The following is a 24,501-nucleotide window of genomic DNA, read 5'->3' as shown; positions in this document are numbered from 1 at the left end:
GGCGCCGCCGCGGCCTCTTATGAAACCACCGATTTACCTCGACTACCATGCCACCACGCCGCTCGACCCCCGGGTGTTCGAAGCGATGCGGCCTTATTTCGTCGAGCATTTCGGCAATGCCGCCAGCCGCCAGCATGCCTACGGCTGGACCGCCGAGGCCGCGGTCGAGAAGGCCCGGGGCCAGATCGCCGCCGTCCTCGGCGCTTTGCCCCAAGAGATCATCTTCACCAGCGGAGCCACCGAAGCCAATAACCTGGCCTTGCTCGGCCTGGCCGAGGCGATGGCCGAGAAGGGCCGGCATTTGACCAGCGCCGCCACCGAGCACCGGGCGGTGCTCGATCCCTTGCAAGAGCTGGAAAGGCGCGGCTTCGAAATCACTTTGCTGCCGGTCGATCCGGCCGGCCGCATCGACCTCGATCGGATCCGCGATGCGATCAAGCCCGCGACGATCGCCGTGAGCTTCATGGCCGCCAATAACGAAATCGGGACGATCCACCCGCTTGCCGAGGTCGGCGCGATCGCCAAGGAGCGGGGAGTTCTTTTTCACTGCGATGCCGCCCAAGCCGCCGGAAAGATTCCGCTTGATGTCGAGGCGATGGGGATCGATCTGCTCACGGTATCCGCCCATAAAATTTACGGTCCCAAAGGGGTCGGTGCACTCTACGTTCGCTCCCAGAACCCCAAGGTCCGGCTCAAGCCCCAGCTCTTCGGCGGCGGTCACGAGCGCGGCCTGCGCTCGGGCACCCTCAATGTGCCGGGCATCGTCGGAATGGGCGAGGCCCTGGCTTTGGCGGCGCCCGACATGAAAGTGGAGGCGGTCAAGATCGGGGTCTTGCGGGACCGGCTCTGGAACAAGCTTCAGGCGGCGCTCCCCGAGATCCGCCGCAACGGCGATCCGGTCCACGGCTTGACCCAGAATCTCAACGTCACTTTTCCCGGCGTGCCCAGCGATTGGCTGATGATGGAGCTGAGGGAGCTGGCGGTGGCTTCGGGATCGGCCTGCAGCTCGGCCTCGCCCGAGCCCTCCCACGTCCTGCGGGCCCTGGGGCTTAAACCCGAGGAGGCCAAGGCCTCGATCCGCTTCGGTTTGGGCCGATTCACGACGCTGGAAGAGGTCGACGAGGCCGCGGCGAAGGTCGTCGAGAAGGTGTTGCAATTCCGCAAGATCCATGGAAACTCTTGAGGGAAGGCACGGAGGAAATCATGATCCAATTGACCGACCGGGCGATCGAGCAAGCCAAGCAGATCGCGAGCAACAATCAGAAAGCGGGCTTTGGGCTTCGCATCGGTATCACCGGCGGCGGTTGTTCCGGTCTATCCTATAAGATGGACTTCGAGGAAAAGCCCGGCGAGAACGACCGGGTCTTCGAGATGAACGGCCTCAAAATCTACGTCGATCCCAAGGCCTACCTCTACCTCAGCAACATGACGATCGACTACCACTCGGACATGATGAGCTCGGGCTTCACCTTCAGCAATCCCAACGCCAAGTCGACCTGCGGCTGCGGGACCTCGTTTTCGGTATAGCAAATCCCCCCTTTTTCAAAGGGGGGAGATTTTCAATGGACAGCGAGCCTGGCTCGAACTAATCCCTTCGCATGATCCGAAAAATTCCCTGCCTTCTCTTGCTGCTGCCTTTCCTTGCCGCCTGCGGCGCCAATCGGGTTTCCCAGGGCGGGCCCTACAAGCCCAAGGCCTTCGTCACCCCTTATGAATATTTCAGCAAAACCCGGCCGGCGGTGCTGACCGCCCAGGACGAGGTGAAGATCCAAAAGACCGAGTCGACCCAGAATATCGGCGAAGACACCAGGGAAGACCATACCCAGGCGATCATCATCGGGACTTTGGTCGGTGTTTCGGTCATCGGCGGCACGGTGGCGGGGATCCTCCTGGCACGGTAGGGGCGACCCTTGCGGTCGCCCGGGCCACGACGATTACAGGTTCAAGAACCACAACCCATCTTGCTGATGAACCTTCCCCTGCCGCTCGAAGCGCTCGAGATGCTTTTCCACCATCTGTCTTTCGAAGCAGGCCTTCAGCGGATCGCTGAGGTGGCTGGCCTTATAGATGATGCCGACTTGGGAGAGCTCCTGCAACGACTTGGGTCCGGCCTGAAGGCTTTCCAATAGCTTGCTGTCCCGTTTCTCGAAGGCCGATTCGAACTTCTCCAATTTCTCCAAAAATTGCTCGCGGTCGTAGATTCGGCCGCCATGGCTGGTGACGTAGTGCCGGCAATGGAGGTGCTTCACCTTGCGGATCGATTGGAGGAACTCGTCGATGTCGGAAGAGATATTGGCGTACCAGGGGCCCAGCGGCGTCAGGTCGATGTCGCTGGTGTAGAGCAGGTCGATGTCCTCGAAAAAGAGCGCCAGGTGGCCGGGCGTGTGCCCCGGGATATGCAAGGCTCGGACCCGGTGATTCTGCAGGGGCACCAGATCGTTGTCCTTCAATGTCAGGTTGACATGGCCTTCGAGGATGTCGAGGCTGGAGAAAATTCCCTTGAGCCATTGGACGTAGTTCGATTCGCGCTCGCTGTCGGCGTATTTGAGGTAATTTTCAAAGCTGAGCAGGGCGGCCAAATCCTTTTCATGGCAAATGAAGCGGGCTTGGCGGAAGAGGTGGTTCAGCGAGCGGTGATCGACGTGATAATGGGTGTTCAGGACTTGGTGGACGATTTTTCGCGAGGCCAATTGCTCGAGATAGGTGAAATTGGAAGAGGGATCGACGATCGTCGTGCTGGATCCGTCGTGGATCAGCACCGAGTTTGAAAAAAAGAATTCCCGCGAGTTCTTGGCCCAAATGAACTCGATGTCACCCAGTCGGGTCCCATGCTCGGTTTGCTCAGGAATTCCACTCATCTTACTGCCGTTTGCCTCTCAATATGAAAAAATTCTCAAAAAGAGAATAGGGGGGCACGGCTCCCACTTTCGGCTCTAGCCCTAAGGTATTGTTTTCTCAAGAATAAAATCGTCTTTTGGCGGGGAAAAATCGGCCCAGTCTTTGGCATGAGATGTGCAAAATTTTGGGCAGGGGACCTCGTCATGGAGAAAAAGCAGGACATGCAGGCTGAGAAAACCCTAGCTCCCCCCGATTCAATGCACGGGGAGGAGGCTGGAGATGCATCCGACCCGGCGGCTTTTCGGGAAGCTAAGCTCTTTCTGGGAAAAGATCGGGCTACTTTGACCTTCTTTTTAGAGGAAGAGGTGGCTTCCATTCACTATGACATGCTCCGTGACGAGATCTTTTACCGCGGGCACAACGTCAAGAACATGACTATGGACGCGAGACATTGGCTGGCATTGGAGAAATTCGGCGAATATTTGGCCGATGACTCCCGTTCCGGCCCCTTGCTCAAGGCCTATCGGCGCTGCCTGGAGCACTTCCGCACCGATTATGGGCTTCCGGTCTGAAAATCCCTTGCGGCTTCTCCAATGCCGACGCTAACTTAGAAGCCGAATGTCCGAGATCCGCAACATCCGAATTCCACCGCGAATCGATTCTCTCCCGCTGCCGGAGCGGGAGGTTCGGGAGCAGCCGGCTCAAGACTGGCGGTACCAAATCCAGGGTCAGCGATTCGACTACCGCAATGGGCAAATTCTGCTCAACAACCAAAATTTGGCGCATTTGATCGGCGAGAACATCACCCACTTGAGCGCCCAATATTGGACGACGCTCTCGCGCCGACTGGCCCGCTATCGCGACTGGGCGACGATCAGCGTCGACGATCCTGAGGCCTTGGCCAAGTTCTCGGCCTTGCTTCACGCCCTGCTCACCAAAATTTTTGGCCGCATCAAGAAGAAGTTCGATCAGACCATCGACGGCGTGAGCTTTCATCTCGAGGACGGCCAGCTTTTGCTCAACGGCGTCAACGTGAACGCCTTCTTGGAGATGGCGCGCAAGCGCCGAACCGAGAAGGGCCGGGTCTTTCTCAAGGGCCTTCGCAACCGTCTCGCCCTCCTTCAATCCAACCGCAACGGCAATCCGAACTACGAGAAGATCCGGGAAACCGTCGAGCGCTTGGCCAATGCGATCGAAGCCGAGCTGCGCCATTGGGTCCCCGAGGTCATCGCTCTCCCTCCGCCACTGCTTCCGCCCAAAAAGGAATAGGGCGCTTTTTTTTGTGACCCATTCCCGTCGCCCTCGTCCGAGGCTCCGAACCCTATCCAGGAGAGCCTATGCGCCAACGCGTCCTCGCTTATCTTTCTATCTGTATCACTTTGCTTTTTACGGTGGGAATTTCCTGCGGAGGCGGCGGTGACGAGCAAGTCGCTTGCGATCCGGCGGCCCAGACCGGCTGTGAAAACGGCCAAGTATGCGAGGAGGTTCAAGGCGGAGAGCCGGGCTGCTTCGAGCCGGTCAGCCTTCAGGCTTCGGTGGTCGATCTCGAAACGGGACAGCCGCTTTCCGGGATCCAAGTGGTGGCCTTGGACGCCAACGGCTCGCCGATCAGCGGCATTTGCACCACCGGTGTCAACGGAATCTGCACTTTGACGGTATCCTTGACCCGCGATGCCAACGGCAACACCGTGGAAACCATTTTCCTTCGGGCCGACGGCGCCGGTTATCTCACCTTTCCCGGCGGGGCTCGGCCGCCCTTTCCGGTCAGCACCAGCGGAGCCCAGGTCGATGCGAACGGCGTCTTGATCCTGGATCCGGCCTTGACCAAGGTGGCTTTGATCGCCTTGCCCGATCCCGATGCCTGCCAAGGCTCGATCGCCGGAACCGCTGAAAACCCGGCCGCCGACACCGGCGTCTTGGTCGTGGCCGAGACCACCTTGGCCGCCACTCCTTGCGGCATGGACCCGGAAACGCCGGGTTTCGCCGCCGGCAGCCTCCATGGTTTCACGGCCATCGCCGACAAGGATTCCGGACAGTACCGGATTTTCAACCTGCCTTCCGGCTCCTATGCTGTGGCGGGCTATGCCAAGGGAGCGAACTATAGCTCCGATCCCAACCCCGTTAACATTTCCGGAAACCAGGAGGCGGCGGTCAACCTCAGCATCCTCGATGAGAACACCGCCACCGCCTCGGGCAATGTCGAGTTCGCCAACGCCCCCAACACCGACGAGAGCTCGGTGGTTTTCATCGTCGAATCGACCTTGATCCAAGTGAACACCCAGGTCGTCATCCCCGACGGCGGTGGAACGACCGTGGACGTGCCGGTCTTGCTGCGCGGCGAATCGGTTCCCGGCTTGCGCCAGGTGGTCACCCAAAACGCCAGCAGCTTTGAAGCCGAGGGCGTTCCGGCCGGCAATTACGTCGTTCTGGCCGGCTTCGAGAACGACCAGGCGGTGCGCGACCCCGACGTTTGCATTGGCGGCACCGAGGTGCAGCACATCACCTTGAACCCCGGAGCGACCGAAACTTTGGAAGGCTTCAAGATCACCGACGCTTTGACCAACCCCGATCCCGATGCCAATGCGCTGGTCGGCTTGAATCCGGTCTTCTCCTGGGATGACGATTCCTCGGAAGAAGCCTATTACCTCTTCCTCTTCGACGGCTTCGCCCGCAAGATTTGGGAGAAGAAAGACATCCCCGCCGTCAGCGGCCAGAGCCGGGTTTCGGTCAACTATGGCGACGGCGGCGATCCCTTGGGCGGAGTTCCGCTGGAGTCCGGCCAATTCTACCAATTCCGGGTGATGGACATTCGGTTCCCCGGCGGAGGCGGCGACACTTCCAAGCAATGCCCGATCTCGCTGACCGAAGATTTCCGCGGAGTCTTCGAGGTCCAGTAATCGCCGGAGGGCGCGCAGCTCTGGCATAAGACCTGCATTTCTCCAGGGGTGCTTTTCGAATTGCCCCACCGCTACCCCTTGCTAGGGCCGACCTTGGGACTGGCTGCGGGAATTTACTATGCTGCCGAGCGAGGAGCTCTGCCGCCTGCCGTTGATGTCGTCCTCGGGCTGTTCTTTATTGCCGTAGGATGGCGGTTCCTCCGGCTCCGAGCCTTGGCATTTTGCGGCTTGGCTTTCCTTTTGGGCATCTGGCGGGCGGCGCCAATTTTTCAATCCGACTTCTCCGCAACCCTGAGAGAATGGATGGCCGAAAAGCGGACGGTCCATTCGGTTTTTCGAATTCGCGACTATCCCCGTTGCTCGGATCGGCATTGCGCCAGCGCCGCCGACTTGTTGGGGTGGGAAGACGGCGGACGTTTCCGGGCGCTTGAGCCCGCCGGGATTTCCCTCCGAGTTTGGCAGCCCGCCGCCGATTGGGTCCCGGGCGAAATCTATGTCGCCGATTTGAAATACTCGGCGCCGCGCCGCTTCAAAAATTCCCATAGCTTCGACTATCCCCGTTATCTTCGCCGCCAGGGAATCGCCGCCTTGGCCTCGGCTCGCGACTTGAGCTCGGCCGAGCTGCTGGTGCCGGCGCCGGCTTGGCAGGTGGCGGCGGCCCGTTTCCGCTTTGAGCGCCTGGCTTGGCTTCGTTCGGTTTTGCCGCCTGGCGCCGGCCGGGCCATCCTCGAGGCCCTCCTTTTCGGGGAAGAGTCGGGCATCGAGGAGCCGGTGGCCGAGGTCTTTCGCCGTCTTGGCCTCACCCATGTGCTGGTGGTCTCGGGCCTGCACTTCGTCTTCCTTTCCTTCTGCTTCTACTGGCCCCTCTCGTGGGTCCTTTCGGTCTCGCCGCGCCTGTCCGATGGCGGTGGGGCCAAGGTCTTGGCTTTGGGCTTGGCTGCGCTGCCGATTTTTTTTTACGCCACGATGGTCGGCTTCAGCCCCTCGGTGCTGCGCAGCCTGGCCGGCTCGGCCCTCCTTTTCCTCGCCGCTCTCACGGGCTGGCGGCGGAGCTTCTTGTCGGCCTTGCTCCTGGCCTTGGTGATTTTTCTGCTGGCCCGGCCGAGCCTGCTTTTTTCGGTTTCCTTCCAGCTTTCCTTCGCTTCGGTCGCGGCCTTGGGCCTGATGGCCAAAGCCTGGAGCAAGGAAGGCCCGGCGCCGGCGGGCTTCGGCCGAAAGCTGGGCCGCCGTTTGGCCGGCGCCTTGGGCTCGGCGATCGGCGTGAACCTGGCCTTGGCGCCATGGTTGGCCGGCCAATTCCACGAATTCTCGCTCTTGGCGCCGGTGGCGAATTTGCTTTTCGTTCCCTTTTACACCGCGGCGCTTCCCCTGGGTTTGGCGGTCGCTTCGCTCGGGGGCTTGGGCTCCGGAGTCGGTGCGTCGGCGCTGCTCGCCTTGCATCGCGGTATTGGCTGGATCTTCTTCGCCATGGAAAAGCTCGCGGCTTGGCCCCTCGCCAGCCTGCTCGTCGCCCCCTGGTCGCTTCCGGAGTGGCTGGCCTATTTATTCCTGCTCCTGGCGCTTTTCCGGCCGCGGCCTTGGAGAAGCCTGGTCTTCGGTTCGGCGGCTTGTCTTCTTTTCCTTGGACTTGGTGAGGCCCAGCGGGCGAAGGCGGTGCCGCGGGGCGAGCTCGGCTTGACCATGTTCGACGTCGGCCAGGGCGAGAGCCTTTTGATCGAGCTGCCGGAGGGCCAGGCCTTGCTGCTGGATGGCGGAGGCTTCCCGGGCAGCGATTTCGACGTCGGGCGCAACGTGCTGATGCCCGAGCTGCTGGCCCGCGGCCGGCGGCGGCTCGAAGCCCTGGCCTTGAGCCATCCCGACGCCGACCATGCCAAGGGCCTCCGCTACATCGTGGATCGGCTGCCGCCCGGAGAATTTTGGATCGGGGCCGGAACCGAAGGCCACGCCGGCTTCGCTGCTTTGAGGGAGCTGGCCCGGAGCCGGGGCGTGGCCCTGCGTGTTTTGAGTCAGGGCCAGCGATGGAAATTTGGAGGGGCCGATTTCGAGGTCCTTTGGCCGCCGCTCGATCCGGCCGGCAGGTCGGACAACAACTTGAGCTTGGTCCTGAGGGTTTGCCATTCCGAAGCCTGCCTGCTCTTGACCGGCGACATCGAAGCCGAAGCCGAGGCCTCGCTGAATCGGCTGGCGCGGGAAACCGCTTTGCTCAAGGTGGCCCATCATGGATCGAAGACCTCGACCACGCCCGAATTTTTGACCGCTTGGCGGCCGAAGCTCGCCTTGATCAGCGCCGGCGAAAGCAATCGCTACCGATTGCCGCATCGGCAGGTGTTGGAGGAATTGGAAAGGCGGGGCATTGCGGTCTTTCGAACCGACCGCGACGGCGAGCTGCGGGTGAGGGGCCTTAAGGTGTCGCCAATTCCCAGCCGCTGGTCCGCCATCCTAAGGGCGGCTTCCGGATCAGGGTCATGATGACCGGGAGCTCGCTGCCGTCGGTCAGCTTCACCAGCAAGAAGCCGTTGGCGATGTTCTTTTGCAGCTCTTGGACGTCCTTCACTTCGACCGTGGTGACGGGGTTGGTGGCGAAGGGGCTGTCTTTGTATTTCTTGCCGTATTTTTTGAAATACTTTTGAGCGATCTCGGCGGTCCGGGCCTGGGAAGGGGTGCGGCCGCCGCAGGCGGCCAACAGCAGAAAGGGAAGAATCAGGGCGATCGCCAGGGCTCGTTTCATGGGCTCGGACTCTAAGCAAATCCCTTTGAGGCAAGCAAGCGCATTGTCATTCCGAGGAGGTAGGGGCGGGCCTTGCGCCCGTCCGATGCATGAGGCTGCCATTTCCGCAGATGGGGCATCCGCAAGGGACGCCCCTACAATTCCCTTTTCCGTTGGCGATTCTCGAGGATCAATTGGGTCAGCTCCCGGGTGATCCTCCCGGTCGCGCCCCAGATGACGTGCTGCTTGAACTGAAAATAGGGCATTTCGGTCAGACTGTTGAAGAATTCACCCCGTTCCAGCCGAAGATTTTGCGGCTCCAGCAGGTGGTCCAAGGGGACTTCGATGATCCCGGCGATCTCGGTCGGGTTCAATTGATAAACGTAGGGATGGGGAATGATGCCGACGTAGGGCGTGATGTGATAGCCGGTCGGGGTGATCAGCTGGCCGAGCTCGCCCAAGACTTCGACTTCCCGCGGAACAATGCCGAGCTCCTCCTCGGTTTCGCGAAGCGCGGTGTAAAGGAGGTCGGGGTCGGAATCTTCCCGGCGGCCGCCCGGAAAAGAAATCTGCCCCTTGTGATCCCGGACCTCCATGCTTCGTTGGGTAAAGAGCAGGTGACAGCGCCCGCGATCGAGGAAAAGCGGGACCAAAACCGCCGCCGGGATGAAATCGCCCGGGGGCAGGATTTCTTTTTTTCTTTGCTCCAAAAGTTGAACGATTGCTTCCTTCACCGGTTCACCGCATCCAAGGCATTGTCCTGGGAGATCAGGCCGCTTTCCTCGGGCCCCAGGTCAGAGTCTTGGCGGCGCTCGATCGGATGAGCTTCGGCGGCCACCGAGGTCACCCGTCCGCCGCCCATCAGAATGTCTTTTTCGGCCTGGGCGAAACGGGTTTCGGCTCCCCTTGGAACTCGAAGGTTGTAGCCCGCGGGGATCTTTCGGACACCGTCGAGTATCGCCTCGCTGAAATGGGGATTCAAGCGGGAGATCTCGGCGTAGGAAGCGCCGGCGGCGGCGACCAAGTCGGGAAAGCGCGTCGGGTTCTGCAAATAATAATATTCATAACGGAGCCGCGGCTTGATCTTGAGCTTGCCGAAATGCTGGGGGTGTTGGTTGGCGAGCTCGAGGGCGGCGAGGAAGCAGGGGTAGAAATTTCGCGAGGCGAAGCCATAGACTCCGCCCGAATAGTTGAGGATGATCGTGGCGATGTCGCTGGTGCCGAGGCTGTCGACCGCGCGGCTCAGGGTGGCGCGGCCCGAGTTGTAAGCGTTGATCGCCAGCGGCCAAGTGCCCAGAGCTTGGTAATTGTCGCGGAGCAGCTTGGCGGCGGCGTGGCTGGCGAGGATCGGGTCGTTGCGCTCGTCGGCCACGCCGTCGATGCTCATGTAAAGCCGGCCGGTTCCGGGCATGAATTGCCAGATGCCGCTGGCACCGACTTTGCTTCGGGCCTTGGTGTTGAACATCGATTCGACGAAGACCAGCCGGGTAATTTCCACCGGCACCCCGTAGCTGCTGAAGATATCCTCGATCTCTTCCATGTATTCGCCCGAAGCCGCGAGGCCGGTGAGGAACTTGTCCTGGATTCCGGTTTGACTGCGCAAACGTCCGTCCTCGGTGGCGGCGTAAAATTTGTCGGGATCGGGGTCGCTCTTGAAGAGGTCGTAGATTCGCCGCTCCTCGCGGTCGAGCTGGCCCAGGGTGTAATCGGCGGCGGCCAAGCGCAGGAGGATGGCCCGGATCCGTTCCTTCTCGTCGCGGATTCGCTCCTTGCGCAGGACCCGGCGCTCGCTGTCGCTCAAGCTGGAAATGTAGATATCGCTGAAATCGAGGACCGAGTAGATCCGGCTCAAGTCCCGGGTATCGTGGAAGATCTCGTAACGCCGGTCGTATTTGGAATAAACCAGTTTCCAGAAATCGACCGCCGATTTGATCTCCGGTGGAACCGGGAAGTCGTAATGGACCAGCTTGCGGCCGGCCTCGTTGGTCAGCTGGTTGGCCGGTCCCTTGTCCTCTTTTTTGGCTTTTTTCGCCTTTTTCTTTTCCTTCTTGGTCGGAGCGACTTCGGCGATCGGTTCGGGAACCAGCGGTGGAGCGATGTAGGGCGAGGCCGGGGCCGGAGTGGGCGGGGGCGGCGGCGGGGCTTTTGGCTTGGCCGAGGGCCAGATCAGCGGGACCCCGAGCAGGGTCAAGACCACCAGCGCTTTTCCGCCTTGAATGAGAAGTGCCTTGTGGGGTGCCAGGTTCATGACGAATGGACTACCAATTCAACAAGGTTTCGAGGATCGCTTGGCCCCTTTGCTTCTCTTTCCAAAAATTCTTCCCCTTGCCGTTCACGATAAAGGCGTAAACGAAAGCCTCCGAATCGGAGTTTTTGGGAAACGCATATCCCGACAGCGAGCTGACGCCGTTCAAGGTCCCGGTCTTTCCAAAAAATCGGCCGGCGATATCGCTCCGCCGGAACTTCCGTCTCAGTGTACCATCCACTCCAAGCACGCTCAAAGAGGAAAGGAAGTTTTGGCGCAGAGCCGGATCGGCGTAAGCGGCTTGCAAGGCCTGAGCCAGGGTTTTGGCGCTGAAGCGGTTGACCTTGGAGAGGCCGGAGCCGTTCTCGATCTCGACTTCGGAGGTGGCGACCCCCAGCTCCTTGAGCTTCTTCAGGATGGCATTGACGCCCTTGGCCGTCGTCCCGGGAGCTCCTTCGGCCTCGGCGCCGAGCGCCTTGGTCAGCTGCTCGGCCATGAAGTTGTCGGAGCGCTTGTTGATCTCCTGGAGGATGAGGCTGAGGGGCAGGCTGCGGTGCTCGACCAGGACCTTGCTTTTTGCAGGAGCCGGACCGAATTCGGTCTTATCCGGCAGGAGAATGCCTTGGGCCTTGAGCGACTCGCGCAGCCGCAACGCGGCGAGAGTCAAGGGCTGGTGGATCGAGATCCGATAGCGCAGGGGCTCGGACTTGAGGGCGATGCCGCCGGAGATTTGGACACCCAGCTCGTCACCGTCGGCGGCCTTATTTTTGACGATGATCCGGCCCTTCCGCCGCTGGGTCAGGACCTCGCCTTCGATGGGAAAGCCGGGCAGGGGAGGGTCGATCTCGATTTTGGCGGGGCTGCCGACCGTTTCGCCGGGACTGACGTTCAGGAATAAGAGATTGTGGTCGATCGACAGGGCTCCGACGCTGCAATTGAAGCTGGCGTCGCGTTGCCGGCCTTGGAATTGACCCGGGAAGTCGCCATCGTCGAAGTGGCTACCGTCGACGCTTAAGACCTCGACCACGCGGACGCCCTTTTCCTTGAGCCGGGCGGCCATGGAATCGAGAGCGGCGCTATCGAGCAGGGGGTCGCCGTGGCCTTTGAGAGCCAGATGGCGCAGGCGGCCCTTGTCCTTCTTGCCGGCTTCGAGGCCGACCAGCTGGGTTTTGAAGGCGTAGTCGGGACCGAGGCTGGAAAGGGCCGCCAGGGTTGAAAGCACCTTGGTATTGCTGGCGGGATTCAGGGGGAGGTCGGCGCCCCGGGCATAGATGACTTTGCCGGTGCTGGCTTCCTCGACGATGATTCCGACTTGAACGTCGTCGGCGACGCCGGCCATCAGTTTTTCGATGGCCGATCCCAGCTCCGCTTGTGAGGCTATGGCGACTTTGCTAAGAGTGAGCGCGAAGATGAAAAGAAAAGCGATTCGGATCGGCTTCATTATAATCTTCTTTCTCCTAGCGGCTTGCGCCCGTCAAGAGGGGCCGCGCGAATTTTCGGTCGCCATCGAAAGTTTTCCCTCCAACCTCGATCCGCGTTTTCCCAACGATGCCTACTCGAGCAAGCTCCAACAGCTTCTGTTCAACGGTCTGCTCAAATACGACGACGAGCTCCGCTTGGTCCCGGACTTGGCCGAGCGCTACGAGTATCGCTCCTCGACCCGGATCCGGCTCAAGCTGAGGCCGGGCATCACTTTCCATGACGGCCGGCCGCTGACGACCCGCGACGTCCTTTACACCTACAAGACCTTGATGGACCCGAAGAAGCGCTCGCCGCTTTACGAGACCTTCAAGAAGATCACCGAGATCGAGCCGATCGACGACCTCAGCCTCGAGATCGAGATGGCCGAGCCCTTCGCGCCCTTCCTCACCGCCTTGACCGCCGGCATCGTGCCTTATGGGGTCGACGAGGAAAGTCCGGTCCGCTTCGCGTTGCGGCCGGTGGGCACCGGGCCCTTCCGTTGGGACGGCTACCGTAGCGATCAGTGGATCCGCTTGAAAGCCAACGCCGAGTATTTCGACGGCCCGCCGGTCTTGCCGGGCTTGGTCTTCAAGACCATCCGCGACGACACCACCCGGGTCTTGCAATTGCTGCGGGGCGAGGTCGATTTGGTGCAGAACGCGGTTCCCCTGATCATGGCCCAATGGATGCGGGAAAAGGCCAAGCTGGCGATGGAAAGCGATGTCGGCATCAACTATGCCTATCTGGCCTTCAATCTCCGGGATCCGAGCCTCCAGGATCGGCGGGTTCGCGAAGCCATCGCCCGGGCCATCGACCGCGACAAGCTGATCGAGTTTCGCTTGAAAGGTTTCGCCCGCAAGGCGACCGGCATCCTCGCTCCCTCCAACTGGTTTTATGAGGGCAATGTCAGCCAGTACCCCTACGATCCCGACGGGGCCAAGCTCTTGCTCGACGAAGCCGGCTTCAAGGACCCTGACGGGAAGGGGCCCTTGCCCCGGCTGACCTTGAGCCTCAAAACCTCGAACAAGCGCGACCGGGTGGCCATGGCCCGGGCCATCGCCGACCAACTCAAGCAAGTGGGGATCGATTTGCAGATTCGGCCTTATGAGTGGGGGACCTTCTACCGCGACATCAAGACCGGAAATTTTCAGATGTACAGCTCGACCTGGGTCGGGGTGACCGAGCCCGACATTTATTATTATGCCTTCCACTCCTCTCAGGTCCCGCCGAATGGGGCCAATCGCGGCTATTACTCCAATCCCGAGGTCGACCGCTTGGTGGAGGAGGGGCGCCGGGAGACGGTGAGCTCGGTCCGCAAAAACGTCTACAACCAGGTGCAAAAGATCATTTCCCACGACCTGCCCTACGTCAGCCTGTGGTATGAGGATAACGTCGTCTTCATGCGGCCGGAGGTGCGGGGCTATCAATTGCGGCCCGATGCCTCGCTGGAGGGCTTGGTGCGGACGTCGCTGCAAAACATCGAGGGCGAAAAGGCTGCCCTCTCCCCCCCTCCTTTGTAAGGAGGGGGGAGGTAGAGAGCTGGCGTTTTGCAAAATTTTTGGCATGACGCCTAAGCTCTACTCCTCCCCAACCCTCCCCTTACAAAGGGGAGGGAGTAAGAATATGCTCAACTATATCTTTCGCCGCCTGCTCTTCCTTATCCCCACGCTCTACGCGGTGGTGACGCTGGTCTTTTTCCTGATCCACCTGATCCCCGGCGATCCGGTCGACTTCATCGTCGGCGAGCGGGCGATGGCGGCCGACCGGGCCCGGCTGACCAAGGAGCTGAAGCTCGACAAGCCGCTCTGGGTTCAGCACAGCTATTTCATCAACGACTTGCTTCACGGCGACCTCGGCGAGTCGCTTTACGATCACAAGCCGGTGGCCCAGCTGATCCGGGAGAAATTTCCGGCGACGCTCAAGCTGGCCTTGTTCGCGATGCTGATCTCGGTGAGCCTGGCGCTTCCGCTGGGCCTGATCTCTGCGATTCGGAAAGACGGGGCGGTCGACAATTCGGCGATGTTCTTCGCCTTGCTCGGGATCTCAGTCCCCCATTTTTACCTGGGGCCGCTGCTGATCTTGGCTTTCTCGATCAAGTTAGGTTGGTTTCCGGTCTCGGGCGACGAGGGTTTCAAGGCGGTGCTTTTGCCGGCCTTCACCTTGGGCACGGCCTTGGCGGCGATTCTCTCGCGGATGACCCGGGCCTCGATGCTCGACGTGATGCGGGCCGACTATGTCCGCACCGCCCGGGCCAAGGGCTTGAGCGAGCGGACCGTCCTGCTCAAGCATGCCTTCCGCTCGGCGTTAATTCCGGTCGTGACCATCGTCGGGCTCCAATTCGGCGCCTTGCTCGCCGGGACCGTCGTCACCGAGAAGATCTTCAATTGGCCGGGCATTGGCAGCCTCCTGCTCGGCGCCATCGAGCGCCGCGACTACCCGGTGGTCCAGGGCTGCGTCCTGACCATCGCCTTCACCTTCATCTTGGTGAACATGCTCACCGACTTCCTCTACGCCAAGCTCGATCCCCGGGTCTCTCTGGGTAAGACGGCTTAGGAGTCTGACCAAAAGAGCCAGCTTATGCCGTTAACGAGCCCGAGCGGATTGATTCCGAGCAAGCAGGTGCCGCCAAAGCGGTTGGCCTCGTCGAAGGGTCTTGCCAAGAAAGAAGCTGTGAGGTTGAGAACGTCGAGGCTGAAATTAAAGTCCTTTGGCGAGATGCGTGAGGGAGCGCCGATGTTCAAAGCAACGCTCGCTCCGGTAGTGAATTTCACTTCGCCGGAGCTCGGCAAGGGCTCGGTGAAGCCCAGGAGGGGACCTGCCGATACGTCGAAGGGGATTTCGGGATCCACCGGCCTCACACCGACGGTAGGAGAGAAGGCCAGGTTTTCACCGTCTTCGCCATCGCTTCGCCCCACCCACCAATATTGTCCGCTAAGGCCGAAACCGAGAGGTCCCAGATATTTCGGGCTAAAGTAACGGACTCCAAAGCCAGCTCCGGCCGAGTAAGTTCCGGCCAGGTCGGGGGCCTTGGTTTCCCTTTCCAAAGCGGCGCCGACCAGCGGGGCCGCCTGAAATTGCCATCGGCCGGGGGATTCGGCTCTCTTGGGCCAGGGGCTAGGGGAATCTTCCTGCGGCGGAGTCGCGGACGGTTGCGCGGGGGCCGCGGGCGCTGTGGCAGACAAAGGCCGGATTGGGGTCATGAAGGGTTCCAATTCTCCGAGCCGATTGGGGTTTAATCGACCGAACAAACCGAAGGTTGCAAGATTTTTCACCTTCGCTTGGGCGGCCATTTTTGTTACGGCACTCCGATGATCCTGCCCTTGCATGTCGATTTGAGAGGCCTGCCGGCATTGGTGATCGGGGGCGGGCCCCGGGCCGTCCGCTGGGTGTATCTTCTCAGCGAGGCCGGCGCCAAGCCGAAGGTCTTCGCCCCCGAGCTGAGCTTCGAGCTACGGGATCTAGCCAAGGCCAAGCACTTGACCTGGGTTCGGCGACCCTTTCGCGCCGCCGATCTCGCGGGGCTTCCCTTGGTGGTGGCGGCCTCGGACGATTCGGCCTTGAACCGGCGGGTCGTGCGAATGGCTCGGGCCAAGCCGAGTTGGGTGATCTCGGCCGAAGATAAATATCCGGGAAATGCTTGGATGCCGCCCAGCCTGCGCCGCGGTGGGCTCCTGCTTCACTTTGGCTTGCCCGGCGGCCTGCGTCCCCATCCCTGTGACGAGGAGTTGAGCGCCTGGCTCAAGCGGCGCTTGGGGCGGATCTTCGGCCGGGAATGGGAGCCGGTCTGGGAAAAGATTCGCCGCCTGAAGGTCGGCTCCCGCTTGAAAGTCGATTTGCCGGCTTGGCTGAAAGCGGCCAAGCGAAACCGAATTCACCGCTCCCGGTTTTGACCCGGGTCGCCAAAGATGCTACGAAGGCTCCGCCCATGAACCCCTATCTTTTGTACATCAGCTTTGGCGCCTATCTCACCGCCGGGATCCTGTACTTGCTGCAACTGATCTTCGACAAAGACAGTCTGGGGCAAAACGCCCTGCGCCTGACCGTCTTGGGTTGGTTGATTCAAACCGTCTTGTTGGTCCTGCGCTTCGTCGACTCGGGCTATCCCTTCCTGACTGGCAGCGTGACGAGCTATCTCTTCACCGCCTGGGTGGCGGCTACGACCTTCCTCTTGCTCAATTTGCGCTACCGTTTCTCCATCGTGGGGGCTTTCATTCTCCCACTCATTTCGGTATTTTACCTGCTAGCGTGGTTTTCGCGGGAAGACTATCGGGCCGGCTCAGCCCTGATGCACAGCCCTTGGGCCAGCGTTCACATCATCTTTAGTTTTCTCGCCCTGGCGGTCTTTTCCATCAGCTTTGTTTTGGGAATTATATTTATTATTGAGGAGTTCCAGTTAAAGTATAAAGTGTCGCCCAAACTATTTTTGAGGCTGCCGAGCTTGGAGACGGTCGAGCAAACCCACGCCAAGGCCTTGACCGTCGGCTTCGCTCTGCTAAGCGGGGGCATCGTCACCGGGGCCATCTGGGCCAAGACCGTCACCGGCGTCTATTTCTTTGAGGACGCCCGGCAGCTTTGGGCGATTTGCGCGTGGCTGATTTACGCTTTCTTCCTGCAGGCCCGCTTCGCCGCGGGATGGCGGGGCCGGAAGGGCGTTTTGCTTTCTTTGATCGGGTTTGCGGTGATCCTGTTCACCTTTTTGGGAGTGAAACACAACTGATGCAGCTTTGGGTCCTAGGTCTGAACCACAAATCGGCGCCAATCGCCGTTCGGGAGCGCTTCGCGGTTTCCGATGCCAAGGTCGGGGACTTCCTGACCCGGGCTGCGGCTTTGCCCCATGCCGGCGAGCTGGCCCTGGTTTCGACCTGCAACCGGGTCGAGGTCTACGGCGTCTCGCGCCACCCCGAGCAGGCCCGCCGCCAGATCGCTCGATTTTTGGCGGAGTTCCAGGGCGTTTCGGAAGCGACGCTCGAAGCCCACCTCTATTCTTACGAAGGCCAAAGCGCCCTCCGTCACGGCTTCCGGGTCTGCTCCAGCCTCGACTCGATGGTCGTCGGCGAGCCTCAGATCCTGGGTCAGATGAAGGAAGCCTACCGCCTGGCTGGCGAGGCCGGCACCACCGGGCCGGTGCTCAATAAATTTTTCCACCGGGCTTTCAACGTGGCCAAGAAGCTGCGAACCGAAACCTCGATCGCCTCCCATCCGGTTTCGGTCAGCTACGCCGCCATCGTCCTGGCCAAGCAGATCTTCGGCGATTTGAAGGGCAAGAACGCCCTGGTCCTGGGTGCCGGCAAGATGAGCTTGCTCGCCATCCGTCACCTCAAAGCGGCCGGGATCGCCCAGCTCTATCTCGCCAACCGGACCCCGGAGCGGGCCGAAGAGATCGCCCGCCAAGTCGGCGGCGAGACCATTCCCTTTGAGAAATACGACCGGTGGCTGGCCGACGCCGACGTCGTGGTCACCTCGACGGCGGCCGAGCAGTATATCGTTGTGCCGGCCCAGGTGCAGGAGGCCATCAAGCAAAGGAAGAATCGCCCGATGTTCTTCATCGACATCGCGGTTCCGCGCAACGTCTCGCCCGAGGTCAACGACCTGCCCAACGTCTACCTTTACGACATCGACGACCTGGGCCAGGTGGTGGAGGCCAACAAGGGCGAGCGGATCAAGGAGGCCGAGCGGGCCGAAGTCCTGCTCGAGGCCGAGGTCGAGGACTTCGCCAAGGTCCTGCGGACCCTCGAAGTCGCTCCGACGCTCTCTTCGCTTTCCCGGAAATTCGACGGCATTTGCCGCCGGGAGCTCGACAAGACTTTCCAGCGTTTGCCCCAGCTCGACGCCGAGGGGCGGGAGGCGGTCCAGGCCATGGCCTACGCCATCGTCAACAAAATCCTGCACGACCCGATGATCGCCCTGAAGGAGGGGAAGTCGGAGGAGGATCAGCCGGATTACAGCGCCTTGGTTCGGAAGCTGTTCAAGCTGGACGAGGCGTAGGCTTGCCGGGTCATCCTGAGCGAAGCGAAGGATCTGCGACTGGCCAAGAAACTATGGGGCTCAAGAGCTCCTTCGTCTCTCCGGAATCACCCTAGGATGACCGAAGGGGATTGGTCCTTTCAAAGCACCCTGGTGGGTCGCAGATCCTTCGCTGCGCTCAGGATGACCGAAGGCCGACAATTATTGACTATATGCCAGGCCGCCTCTATAGAAGGGCGGCTTTTTAAGCAGATCTCGAGGAGAATTCGATGGCCTTGGTTTACTTTGAACGGGAAGGGAAAACCTTGAGCGTCAATTCCGGGCAAAACCTCCGGAAATTGGCCCAAGACAATGGGGTGAACCTCTTCCGGGGAATTCGCAAGATCTTCAACTGCCACGGTTTGGGGCTCTGCACCGCCTGCGTGGTCGAGGTTTACGCCAACCGGCCGATGGACCTGAATCCCCGCACCGCGATGGAAGAGAAGAAGCTCGAGGGCTTCAGCAACCCCAAGCTCCGCTTGGCCTGCCAGGTCAAGGTCCATGGCAGCGTTCGGGTGAAGAGCCAGCCGGTGGAATTCATGGCCGCCCAGCCCAATTCGGTTTCGCCCCCGCTGGTTTCGGGCAATGGTATCTGAGGCTGGGGAATTGGCTGTTGATGTTTTGAGGGATTCTCATTAAAAGCCGGGCATTAGAATCGGCCCCCATAGCTCAGTGGATAGAGCATTGGCCTCCGAAGCCATGTGCGCAAGTTCGATTCTTGCTGGGGGCGTTTTTGAAAATTGGTTAACGAGCTTAGGTCCGCGCCTTCCATGGCAAAATCCAAATGGTGCTCGCGGAACAAGCAGCAAGGCCGAATTTACTCGGCCGCGCGCAGCAAACTCGCAGAGTTTGCGATTATAATGGGGCGGTAGCTCAGCTGGGAGAGCGACGCGTTCGCAATGCGTAGGTCGGGAGTTCGATCCTCCTCCGCTCCACTTTTTTCTTCTTCTGGGGAATGGGCAGGGATAATTTAATTCGCGGAATTGGCGGAGTACGATCCAGATGCGTGTTTCCCACAAGATCCTTTCGGTCCTTGGAGCTTTTTTCCTTGGCCTGAGCGCGGCCGGCGCCGATGAAGCCGCGATCTTCATCGATCCGAGCGACCCGACCCTGATCCGCCGCACCGAGATCCCCTTCGCTTCGACGGTATTGCTCAGCGTCGCCGACCTTCCGACCCAGAGCCTGACTCATCCCAAGATCCTTTTCGGCCGGCAGAAGTTCTCTTACCTCAAGCCAAGTCCCGACGGCCAAGTCCTGGCCTTCAGCGTCGATGGCGTGGCCAGCGATTGGAGCGGGCTTTACGACCTCAAGACCAAGAAAATCAGCGAGGCCAGCTTAAGCTTCGATTCCGAAGCCCTGGCCCCCTACTGGACCCACGATGGAAGGAAGGTAGCCTTCGAGAGCGAAGAGGCCAACGGCCGCCGGGTCCTCCGGATTTATGACGTCGACCAGGCGACACTCTGCAGCCTCGACGGCCGGTTGGCCAAGAACAAGTATTTCGACTTCCACAAACCTTTTTGGAGCGAAGAGGGCGATAAGCTCTATTTCCAAGTCGACGTCAACAACACCTACCGCCGTTCGATGGGGCTGAAGCCGGTCGTCACCGCGACCCGGATCGGCGAGGTCGGCCCGCGCTGCGAAGGCTTCGTCTTGCGCAGCGTCGAGCGGTTCATGGCCGAGGTGCCGCTCAAGTCGCTGCCGCCGGAAGCGATGGCGCTTTCGCCCCAGGGGACGCCATGATCCGCGCCATTCTCTTCGATTTCAATGGAGTGATCGTCGACGACGAGCCGGTTCATTTCAAGCTCTTCCAGAAGGTCCTGGCCGAGTCGGGGATCAAGCTGGGCAAAAAAGATTACTACGCGAAGTATTTGGGGATGGACGACTTCGACTGCTTTGCCGCCGCGGCCCGCGATGCCGGCAAACCGGCCGACGAGGCCCAGGTCCAGGCTTGGATCGGAAAAAAGTCGAAATATTACGATGCAGAGATGGAAACCAACACGCCCTTCGTCCCCGGTGTCCTTGATTTCATCAAGGTCTTGTCGGCCAAGCATTACCTGGGAATCGTCTCGGGCGCCCTGCGGCGCGAGATCGAGATGATGCTGAAGCGCGGCGGGGTGGCCGAGGCCTTCAGCGCGATCGTCGCCGCCGAGGACATCGAGAACGGCAAGCCCGATCCCGAAGGCTATGACAAGGGGATGCGGCTGCTCAACCGCGACTGCGTGGCCAGCGCCGACCTCCTCCTGCCGGCCGAATGCCTGGTCTTCGAGGATTCGATTTGGGGCATCCAGTCGGCGGCGGCGGCCGGCATGCCGGCGGTGGCTGTGACCACCTCCTTCGCCGCCTCGGCGCTGCCCGGCGCCAAGCTTTACCTGAAAGACTTCCAAGGACTCGACGCCGAAGAGCTGCTCAAGAAAGTGGGGTAGGAAATGACGCGCGGATGCAAGATCGTTTTCGACTTGGAGACTCAAAAGACCTTCGACGAGGTCGGCGGGCGCAACTACGAGGACCTGATGATCAGCGTCCTCGGCGCTTACCGCTACGACAACGAGTCTTACGAATGCTTTCTCGAATCCGACCTTCACCGCTTCGAAAACCTTTTGATCGATTCGCCCTTGCTGATCGGCTTCAACATCCGTAAGTTCGACTTCCCGGTGCTCCAACGCTACTGCCAGATCGACTGCTCGAAGCTGCCGATGCTCGACTTGATGGAGGACATCGCCAACAAGATCGGCCACCGGGTGGGCTTGGACAGCGTGGCCCAGGCGACCCTGAACGTCGGCAAGACCGGCCATGGCTTGGACGCCATCGACTTCTTCCGCGAGGGCAAGTGGGAAGAGCTTAAGAGCTATTGCTTGAACGACGTGAAGATCACCCGCGAGGTCTATGAATACGGCGTTCAAAACGGCCACGTCTACTACCTGACCCGCGACGGCAACGACCGCAAGAGCGTCAAGGTCGAGTGGGCCAATTTTCCGCAAGCCGTCGAGGCGGCTCCGGTGCCGGCGGCCCAACAGTACAATCTCATTTTTTGAGGAAAGCTATGCGCGCACCCGTCCCCACCACTCCCGAGGGTTTGGCCAAGCTGAAGGAAGAGCTGAAGCGGCTCAAGACCGTCGACAAGATCGAGAACATCAAGGACATCGAGACCGCCCGGGCTCACGGCGACCTCTCGGAGAACGCCGAGTATGCCGCCGCCAAGGAACGGCAATCCCACATCGCCGGCCGGATCTCGGAGCTGGAGGCACTGATCGCCAACGCCCAAGTCATCGACCCTTCCACGCTCGACCACGACAAGGTGGTTTTTGGCGCCACCGTCCGCCTGAGTGACACCGACAGCGGCGAAGAGCTGACTTACCAAATCGTCGGGGTTCACGAGTCCGACGTCAAAGGCGGAAGGATCTCGGTCGAATCGCCCTTGGCCAAATCGCTGATCGGGAAGTCGGTCGACGATCTGGTGAAGCTCACCACCGCCCGTGGCGTGCGGGAGTTCGAGGTCCTCGAAATTAGCTACAAGTAGGGGAGGGGAGTTCGCGGTGCTGCCGGCTTTGGTGTTCTGCCCGGTTGGGAGCCGGGCACGGATACCTCTCCCAAAATTCTGCCCGGTCGGGCTACTCAGCCCGAAAAATCCGCTTCGCCATAAAACTTAGGGTCTTCCTTCGTCAGCCCCTAAGTTTTTGGCTCCGACGGATTTTTCGGCCTTCGTACGCCCTCCCTCCTGCAGAGATATTTTGGGAGAGGTATCCGTACCCGGCCCCCAACCTACCTTGTGGCGTGCTAGAACTTTCTTTTTTCGATTTCTTCGAAGCGTTTGCGCAGCGTTGGCGGGATCTCGAGGCTCTTCTGGGCCTTGTAATCGAAATACACCATGACCGTGCTGGCGTTGGCGACCAGCCGGTGGGTTTTTTCCTCTTCGACCGTGTATTCCAAGGTGAAGCTGGAGCGCCGCAGCTCGGTGGCGCCCAATCCGATGAGCAGAGTTTCATTGAGATAGGCCGGCGATCGGTAGTCCAGCTTGAGCGAGGCTACGATGACGCTGTTTTCCAGCACATAGTCGGACTTGGTGAAGTCGAGCTCGGGGAAAGCCCGGAAATAGGCCACCCGCGACTCCTCCAGGTAAGTGACGTACTTGGCGTTGTTGACGTGACCCATCAAGTCGACGTCGGCGAAACGTACAGGAATGCGGATTTGGGTTTTCCAGTCCATGACCTCTTTTCTCCCGCCGAATTCGTGTAAGTCAAGATTCCTACGCAACTTTCCGGCAAGCCGTCCGAGCCAAGCCCTGAATTCCTGCCTATCTCAAGGATGGACCGTATGGAAACCGGCTCAGGCCGAAGCATTGGGAATCCTGCGTCCCAAGGGCCTGGCGAATCGCCTTCTTCAGCCCAACGATGGATCGGGCCCTTGCTCGCCCAAAGCGAGGGCAACGTTCAACGCGAATTGCTTTCGCTGCTCGGCGAACGCGACCCCGAGCTGCTCGGCGAAGGCTTGATCTCGCTCGCCGGCCGACAGGAGAGGGCGGGGCGCGAGGCCTTCGCCGCTCAAATCTACTCGACTTTAAGCCAAGCCCCCGCCGGTGAATTGCCGGCCTCGATCGTGGAACGCGCCGATCGGCGTCTCGCTGCGCTGAGCGGCCAAGGGACGATCGGCGACCGGGCCGAGGTCTTGGCCCGTCACTTCGTGCAGGAAGCCACCGATCCCGTGACTTTGCTCGCGATGACCGTCGGCTCGACGGCTTACGCCACCGCCCGAGCCGGCTTGCTCTCGCGCTTGATCGCCGCGCCTTCCGGGGTTTTCACTCGGGGTCTGGCCGCTCGGAGCTTGGCCGCCGGCGGAGCCTTTGCCTTCGAGGTCCCGGCTTTCTGGGCTACCAACAAAGGACTGCGCGAAGCCCTCCGGCCCGGCAGCCAATCTTGGGACCTGGCCAGCAATGCCCGGGAATTGGCGACGCTCGGCCTCAGCTTGGGCGCGCTCAAGCTGGCCGGCTTCGGCGCCACTTCGCTCCATGCTCGCGCCGGCCTGCGCAATGGAGTGAGCGCTTCGCTCTTCCGCCAAGCCGGAATGTTCACCGGCATCCTGGCCGGACACGGTCTCGAGCGCTGGGCCGGCTTGCGCCCGGCGACCGACGGCGCCACCGCCTTGTTCGAATCCTTGGTCCTGCTCCTCCAGTTCAATGCCGGAGCGAGTTTAAGCCATCAGTTGCTCGGGTCGCGCTGGGCCGGATCCCAGGCCATTCTGGAGGGCCGTCTGCAAGCGGCGATCGAGCGGCCGCGCAGCACCGGCGCTTCCTGGAGCGAGGGGCTGGGCCGACCGATGGCGATGGCCATGGCCGGAGCCGATGGTGGTCGTCCGCCCCGGCCTCCCGGTGAAAGCAATGATTTCAATCGTCCCCAGATTTCCCGCACCGAGGGCGCCGGCAACGGGATTTCCGATTCACCGGCCCGGACTTGGCAGGAGCTCTTCCGAGAAGTGGTGGCTCGGGGCCGACGCAATGAAATCGAACGGCTCAAAAACTTGCTGACCGAGGCTTTGGAGCCGCAAGCCGATCGCAGCTACATTGCCAAACAGCTCGAGCGTTGGCGAACCAAGGACCCGGAGGAATGGAAGAGCGGGATCGATCGGGTCACCGAAATGTTGGAGCGGACCCCGGCGATTTTGCAAGCGGTCCAAGACATCGCCGGATTGAGGGAATTCAAAGCCGATTGGGATATTCGGCCCCACTTCACCAAGGGCAGCGAGGTTCCGATCCAGCTCGGCAAGCAGGGCTATAACAACGTGCTCATGAGCTTCGTCGATTCGGTGCGCGAAGCCATGGCGGCCCGGCCCACGATCGTCGGTCTCCGGCAATTCCTGCAGCCGCGCCAGCATCGCGGTGACGTGGGCTTGTTGTTGGAGCGGCCCGACGCCGAAGGGACGACCGTTTACTTCAATTGGCGCAAGGCCGGGGTCAAGATCCGCTTCAGCTCCCAGGGCCATCTGACCGGAAGGATCGAGGTTCGCCAACCTTTCAGCGAGGGCAGCACCGTCGCCGAGATCGAGGCCTTGCCGGCGGAGCCGGTTCAGATGCCGACTTCCGGCCGGCCGAAGCGCAAGAATCGGGCGGCGTCGGCCGAGCGGGCGGCTTCCGAGCGGACGATTCCCGGTTCCAGCTACGGGCCGAACCGCGGAGAAAACCCCACCGAATGGGCCCTTCGGCTGCTCGAAGCCAGCCGATCGGAGGACCGCGAAGCGGCCCATCAAATCGTCTTGGAAATGGAAAGGCGGCTCGCCGATCCGGCAACCGAGAAAATGACTCGGGAGATGGTCGAGCGGCTGGTGGTCTTGACCGGCCCGGCTTCTCATTCGCCGCGCAG

General features: G+C 60.9%; 25 protein-coding genes and 2 tRNA genes. 20 read left to right on the top strand and 7 right to left on the bottom strand.

Features of this window, described 5'->3' with window-relative positions; genetic code table 11:
* Positions 1–19: 19 nt before the first annotated feature.
* The 3 genes from VJR29_05945 (at position 20) to VJR29_05935 (ending at position 1,901) form a co-directional block, all read left to right on the top strand.
* Complete coding sequence (locus VJR29_05945) at positions 20–1,183, top strand: aminotransferase class V-fold PLP-dependent enzyme (protein ID HKY62941.1); 1,164 nt, start codon at positions 20–22, stop codon at positions 1,181–1,183.
* Between the two features lie 20 nt (positions 1,184–1,203).
* Complete coding sequence (locus tag VJR29_05940; protein ID HKY62940.1) at positions 1,204–1,527, top strand: iron-sulfur cluster assembly accessory protein; 324 nt, start codon at positions 1,204–1,206, stop codon at positions 1,525–1,527.
* Between the two features lie 71 nt (positions 1,528–1,598).
* Complete coding sequence (locus VJR29_05935) at positions 1,599–1,901, top strand: hypothetical protein (GenBank protein ID HKY62939.1); 303 nt, start codon at positions 1,599–1,601, stop codon at positions 1,899–1,901.
* A 33-nt stretch (positions 1,902–1,934) separates the two neighbouring features.
* Here VJR29_05935 and VJR29_05930 read toward each other — a convergent pair whose 3' ends face one another.
* Complete coding sequence (locus VJR29_05930) at positions 1,935–2,858, bottom strand: MBL fold metallo-hydrolase (protein HKY62938.1); 924 nt, start codon at positions 2,856–2,858, stop codon at positions 1,935–1,937.
* Between the two features lie 321 nt (positions 2,859–3,179).
* On the opposite strand from VJR29_05930, the gene VJR29_05925 reads away from it, so the two are divergent.
* The 4 genes from VJR29_05925 to VJR29_05910 all read left to right on the top strand — a co-directional run bounded on the left by VJR29_05925 (position 3,180) and on the right by VJR29_05910 (position 8,204).
* Positions 3,180–3,410 carry a hypothetical protein gene (locus tag VJR29_05925; GenBank protein HKY62937.1) on the top strand — a complete coding sequence of 77 codons (231 nt, stop codon included), beginning with the start codon at positions 3,180–3,182 and terminating at the stop codon, positions 3,408–3,410.
* Positions 3,411–3,456: 46 nt separating this feature from the next.
* On the top strand, positions 3,457–4,107 hold the full coding sequence (locus tag VJR29_05920) for a hypothetical protein (protein HKY62936.1): 651 nt from the start codon (positions 3,457–3,459) through the stop codon (positions 4,105–4,107).
* A 68-nt stretch (positions 4,108–4,175) separates the two neighbouring features.
* Positions 4,176–5,735 (top strand): hypothetical protein, encoded by a 1,560-nt coding sequence (locus tag VJR29_05915; GenBank protein HKY62935.1) that lies wholly within the window; start codon positions 4,176–4,178, stop codon positions 5,733–5,735.
* A 48-nt stretch (positions 5,736–5,783) separates the two neighbouring features.
* Positions 5,784–8,204, top strand: coding sequence for a DNA internalization-related competence protein ComEC/Rec2 (locus tag VJR29_05910; GenBank protein ID HKY62934.1), 2,421 nt, complete (start codon positions 5,784–5,786; stop codon positions 8,202–8,204).
* On the opposite strand, the gene VJR29_05905 is transcribed toward VJR29_05910, so the two are convergent.
* The 4 genes from VJR29_05905 to dacB form a co-directional block, all read right to left on the bottom strand.
* A complete protein-coding gene (locus VJR29_05905) occupies positions 8,137–8,463 on the bottom strand; it encodes a hypothetical protein (protein ID HKY62933.1) in 327 nt (108 codons plus the stop codon). The two genes, VJR29_05910 and VJR29_05905, sit on opposite strands and share 68 nt — an antisense overlap.
* Positions 8,464–8,597: 134 nt before the next feature.
* On the bottom strand, positions 8,598–9,176 hold the full coding sequence (locus VJR29_05900) for a CoA pyrophosphatase (protein ID HKY62932.1): 579 nt from the start codon (positions 9,174–9,176) through the stop codon (positions 8,598–8,600).
* Positions 9,173–10,690 (bottom strand): lytic transglycosylase domain-containing protein, encoded by a 1,518-nt coding sequence (locus tag VJR29_05895; protein HKY62931.1) that lies wholly within the window; start codon positions 10,688–10,690, stop codon positions 9,173–9,175. The genes VJR29_05900 and VJR29_05895 overlap by 4 nt, the downstream gene beginning before the upstream one ends.
* Before the next feature lie 10 nt (positions 10,691–10,700).
* Positions 10,701–12,128, bottom strand: a complete 1,428-nt coding sequence (gene dacB, locus VJR29_05890; protein ID HKY62930.1) for a D-alanyl-D-alanine carboxypeptidase/D-alanyl-D-alanine-endopeptidase — start codon at positions 12,126–12,128, stop codon at positions 10,701–10,703.
* Here dacB and VJR29_05885 point away from each other — a divergent pair.
* Entirely contained in the window at positions 12,097–13,668 is a 1,572-nt protein-coding gene (locus VJR29_05885; protein HKY62929.1) for an ABC transporter substrate-binding protein, read from the top strand. The genes dacB and VJR29_05885 overlap by 32 nt on opposite strands.
* A 103-nt stretch (positions 13,669–13,771) precedes the next feature.
* On the top strand, positions 13,772–14,701 hold the full coding sequence (gene nikB / locus VJR29_05880) for a nickel ABC transporter permease (GenBank protein ID HKY62928.1): 930 nt from the start codon (positions 13,772–13,774) through the stop codon (positions 14,699–14,701).
* Here nikB and VJR29_05875 read toward each other — a convergent pair.
* Positions 14,698–15,438, bottom strand: a complete 741-nt coding sequence (locus VJR29_05875; GenBank protein HKY62927.1) for a hypothetical protein — start codon at positions 15,436–15,438, stop codon at positions 14,698–14,700. The two genes, nikB and VJR29_05875, sit on opposite strands and share 4 nt — an antisense overlap.
* A gap of 18 nt (positions 15,439–15,456) precedes the next feature.
* On the opposite strand from VJR29_05875, the gene VJR29_05870 reads away from it, so the two are divergent.
* The 10 genes from VJR29_05870 (at position 15,457) to greA (ending at position 21,668) form a co-directional block, all read left to right on the top strand.
* Positions 15,457–16,038, top strand: coding sequence for an NAD(P)-dependent oxidoreductase (locus VJR29_05870; protein ID HKY62926.1), 582 nt, complete (start codon positions 15,457–15,459; stop codon positions 16,036–16,038).
* Between the two features lie 35 nt (positions 16,039–16,073).
* Entirely contained in the window at positions 16,074–16,865 is a 792-nt protein-coding gene (ccsA, locus tag VJR29_05865; GenBank protein ID HKY62925.1) for a cytochrome c biogenesis protein CcsA, read from the top strand.
* Complete coding sequence (gene hemA, locus VJR29_05860; protein HKY62924.1) at positions 16,865–18,133, top strand: glutamyl-tRNA reductase; 1,269 nt, start codon at positions 16,865–16,867, stop codon at positions 18,131–18,133. Before ccsA ends, hemA begins: the two co-directional genes overlap by 1 nt.
* Before the next feature lie 248 nt (positions 18,134–18,381).
* Positions 18,382–18,747 carry a 2Fe-2S iron-sulfur cluster-binding protein gene (locus tag VJR29_05855; protein HKY62923.1) on the top strand — a complete coding sequence of 122 codons (366 nt, stop codon included), beginning with the start codon at positions 18,382–18,384 and terminating at the stop codon, positions 18,745–18,747.
* 62 nt (positions 18,748–18,809) lie between these two features.
* Positions 18,810–18,881, top strand: a tRNA-Arg gene (locus tag VJR29_05850).
* 132 nt (positions 18,882–19,013) lie between these two features.
* Positions 19,014–19,086 (top strand) — tRNA-Ala (locus VJR29_05845).
* 67 nt (positions 19,087–19,153) lie between these two features.
* A complete protein-coding gene (locus VJR29_05840) occupies positions 19,154–19,891 on the top strand; it encodes a hypothetical protein (GenBank protein ID HKY62922.1) in 738 nt (245 codons plus the stop codon).
* Entirely contained in the window at positions 19,888–20,574 is a 687-nt protein-coding gene (locus tag VJR29_05835) for an HAD family phosphatase (protein ID HKY62921.1), read from the top strand. Before VJR29_05840 ends, VJR29_05835 begins: the two co-directional genes overlap by 4 nt.
* A 3-nt stretch (positions 20,575–20,577) precedes the next feature.
* Complete coding sequence (locus VJR29_05830; GenBank protein ID HKY62920.1) at positions 20,578–21,183, top strand: ribonuclease H-like domain-containing protein; 606 nt, start codon at positions 20,578–20,580, stop codon at positions 21,181–21,183.
* 8 nt (positions 21,184–21,191) lie between these two features.
* Complete coding sequence (greA, locus tag VJR29_05825) at positions 21,192–21,668, top strand: transcription elongation factor GreA (protein HKY62919.1); 477 nt, start codon at positions 21,192–21,194, stop codon at positions 21,666–21,668.
* Positions 21,669–21,925: 257 nt separating this feature from the next.
* Here greA and VJR29_05820 read toward each other — a convergent pair whose 3' ends face one another.
* The gene (locus VJR29_05820) at positions 21,926–22,354 is read right to left on the bottom strand and encodes a thioesterase family protein (protein ID HKY62918.1); all 429 of its coding nucleotides are present in this window, start codon (positions 22,352–22,354) and stop codon (positions 21,926–21,928) included.
* A 198-nt stretch (positions 22,355–22,552) separates the two neighbouring features.
* Between VJR29_05820 and VJR29_05815 the strand changes: the two genes are divergently transcribed.
* Positions 22,553–24,501 (top strand): hypothetical protein (locus tag VJR29_05815; GenBank protein ID HKY62917.1); only part of this gene is annotated, 1,949 nt, incomplete at its 3' end.

It is taken from the genome of bacterium, from assembly GCA_035281585.1.
GTDB lineage: Bacteria > UBA10199 > UBA10199 > DSSB01 > DSSB01 > DATEDP01.
This window is presented reverse-complemented; position numbering and strand designations above follow the sequence as displayed.

Coding starts and splice junctions, on each gene's coding strand:
- dacB (HKY62930.1), bottom strand. CDS start 12,128: ATGAAGCCGATCCGAATCGCTTTTCTTTTCATCTTCGCGCTCACTCTT.
- VJR29_05905 (HKY62933.1), bottom strand. CDS start 8,463: ATGAAACGAGCCCTGGCGATCGCCCTGATTCTTCCCTTTCTGCTGTTG.
- VJR29_05875 (HKY62927.1), bottom strand. CDS start 15,438: ATGGCCGCCCAAGCGAAGGTGAAAAATCTTGCAACCTTCGGTTTGTTC.
- VJR29_05820 (HKY62918.1), bottom strand. CDS start 22,354: ATGGACTGGAAAACCCAAATCCGCATTCCTGTACGTTTCGCCGACGTC.
- hemA (HKY62924.1), top strand. CDS start 16,865: ATGCAGCTTTGGGTCCTAGGTCTGAACCACAAATCGGCGCCAATCGCC.
- VJR29_05870 (HKY62926.1), top strand. CDS start 15,457: ATGATCCTGCCCTTGCATGTCGATTTGAGAGGCCTGCCGGCATTGGTG.
- VJR29_05830 (HKY62920.1), top strand. CDS start 20,578: ATGACGCGCGGATGCAAGATCGTTTTCGACTTGGAGACTCAAAAGACC.
- ccsA (HKY62925.1), top strand. CDS start 16,074: ATGAACCCCTATCTTTTGTACATCAGCTTTGGCGCCTATCTCACCGCC.
- VJR29_05935 (HKY62939.1), top strand. CDS start 1,599: ATGATCCGAAAAATTCCCTGCCTTCTCTTGCTGCTGCCTTTCCTTGCC.
- VJR29_05840 (HKY62922.1), top strand. CDS start 19,154: ATGCGTGTTTCCCACAAGATCCTTTCGGTCCTTGGAGCTTTTTTCCTT.
- VJR29_05895 (HKY62931.1), bottom strand. CDS start 10,690: ATGAACCTGGCACCCCACAAGGCACTTCTCATTCAAGGCGGAAAAGCG.
- nikB (HKY62928.1), top strand. CDS start 13,772: ATGCTCAACTATATCTTTCGCCGCCTGCTCTTCCTTATCCCCACGCTC.
- VJR29_05920 (HKY62936.1), top strand. CDS start 3,457: ATGTCCGAGATCCGCAACATCCGAATTCCACCGCGAATCGATTCTCTC.
- VJR29_05930 (HKY62938.1), bottom strand. CDS start 2,858: ATGAGTGGAATTCCTGAGCAAACCGAGCATGGGACCCGACTGGGTGAC.
- VJR29_05835 (HKY62921.1), top strand. CDS start 19,888: ATGATCCGCGCCATTCTCTTCGATTTCAATGGAGTGATCGTCGACGAC.
- VJR29_05945 (HKY62941.1), top strand. CDS start 20: ATGAAACCACCGATTTACCTCGACTACCATGCCACCACGCCGCTCGAC.
- VJR29_05915 (HKY62935.1), top strand. CDS start 4,176: ATGCGCCAACGCGTCCTCGCTTATCTTTCTATCTGTATCACTTTGCTT.
- greA (HKY62919.1), top strand. CDS start 21,192: ATGCGCGCACCCGTCCCCACCACTCCCGAGGGTTTGGCCAAGCTGAAG.
- VJR29_05855 (HKY62923.1), top strand. CDS start 18,382: ATGGCCTTGGTTTACTTTGAACGGGAAGGGAAAACCTTGAGCGTCAAT.
- VJR29_05940 (HKY62940.1), top strand. CDS start 1,204: ATGATCCAATTGACCGACCGGGCGATCGAGCAAGCCAAGCAGATCGCG.
- VJR29_05885 (HKY62929.1), top strand. CDS start 12,097: ATGAAAAGAAAAGCGATTCGGATCGGCTTCATTATAATCTTCTTTCTC.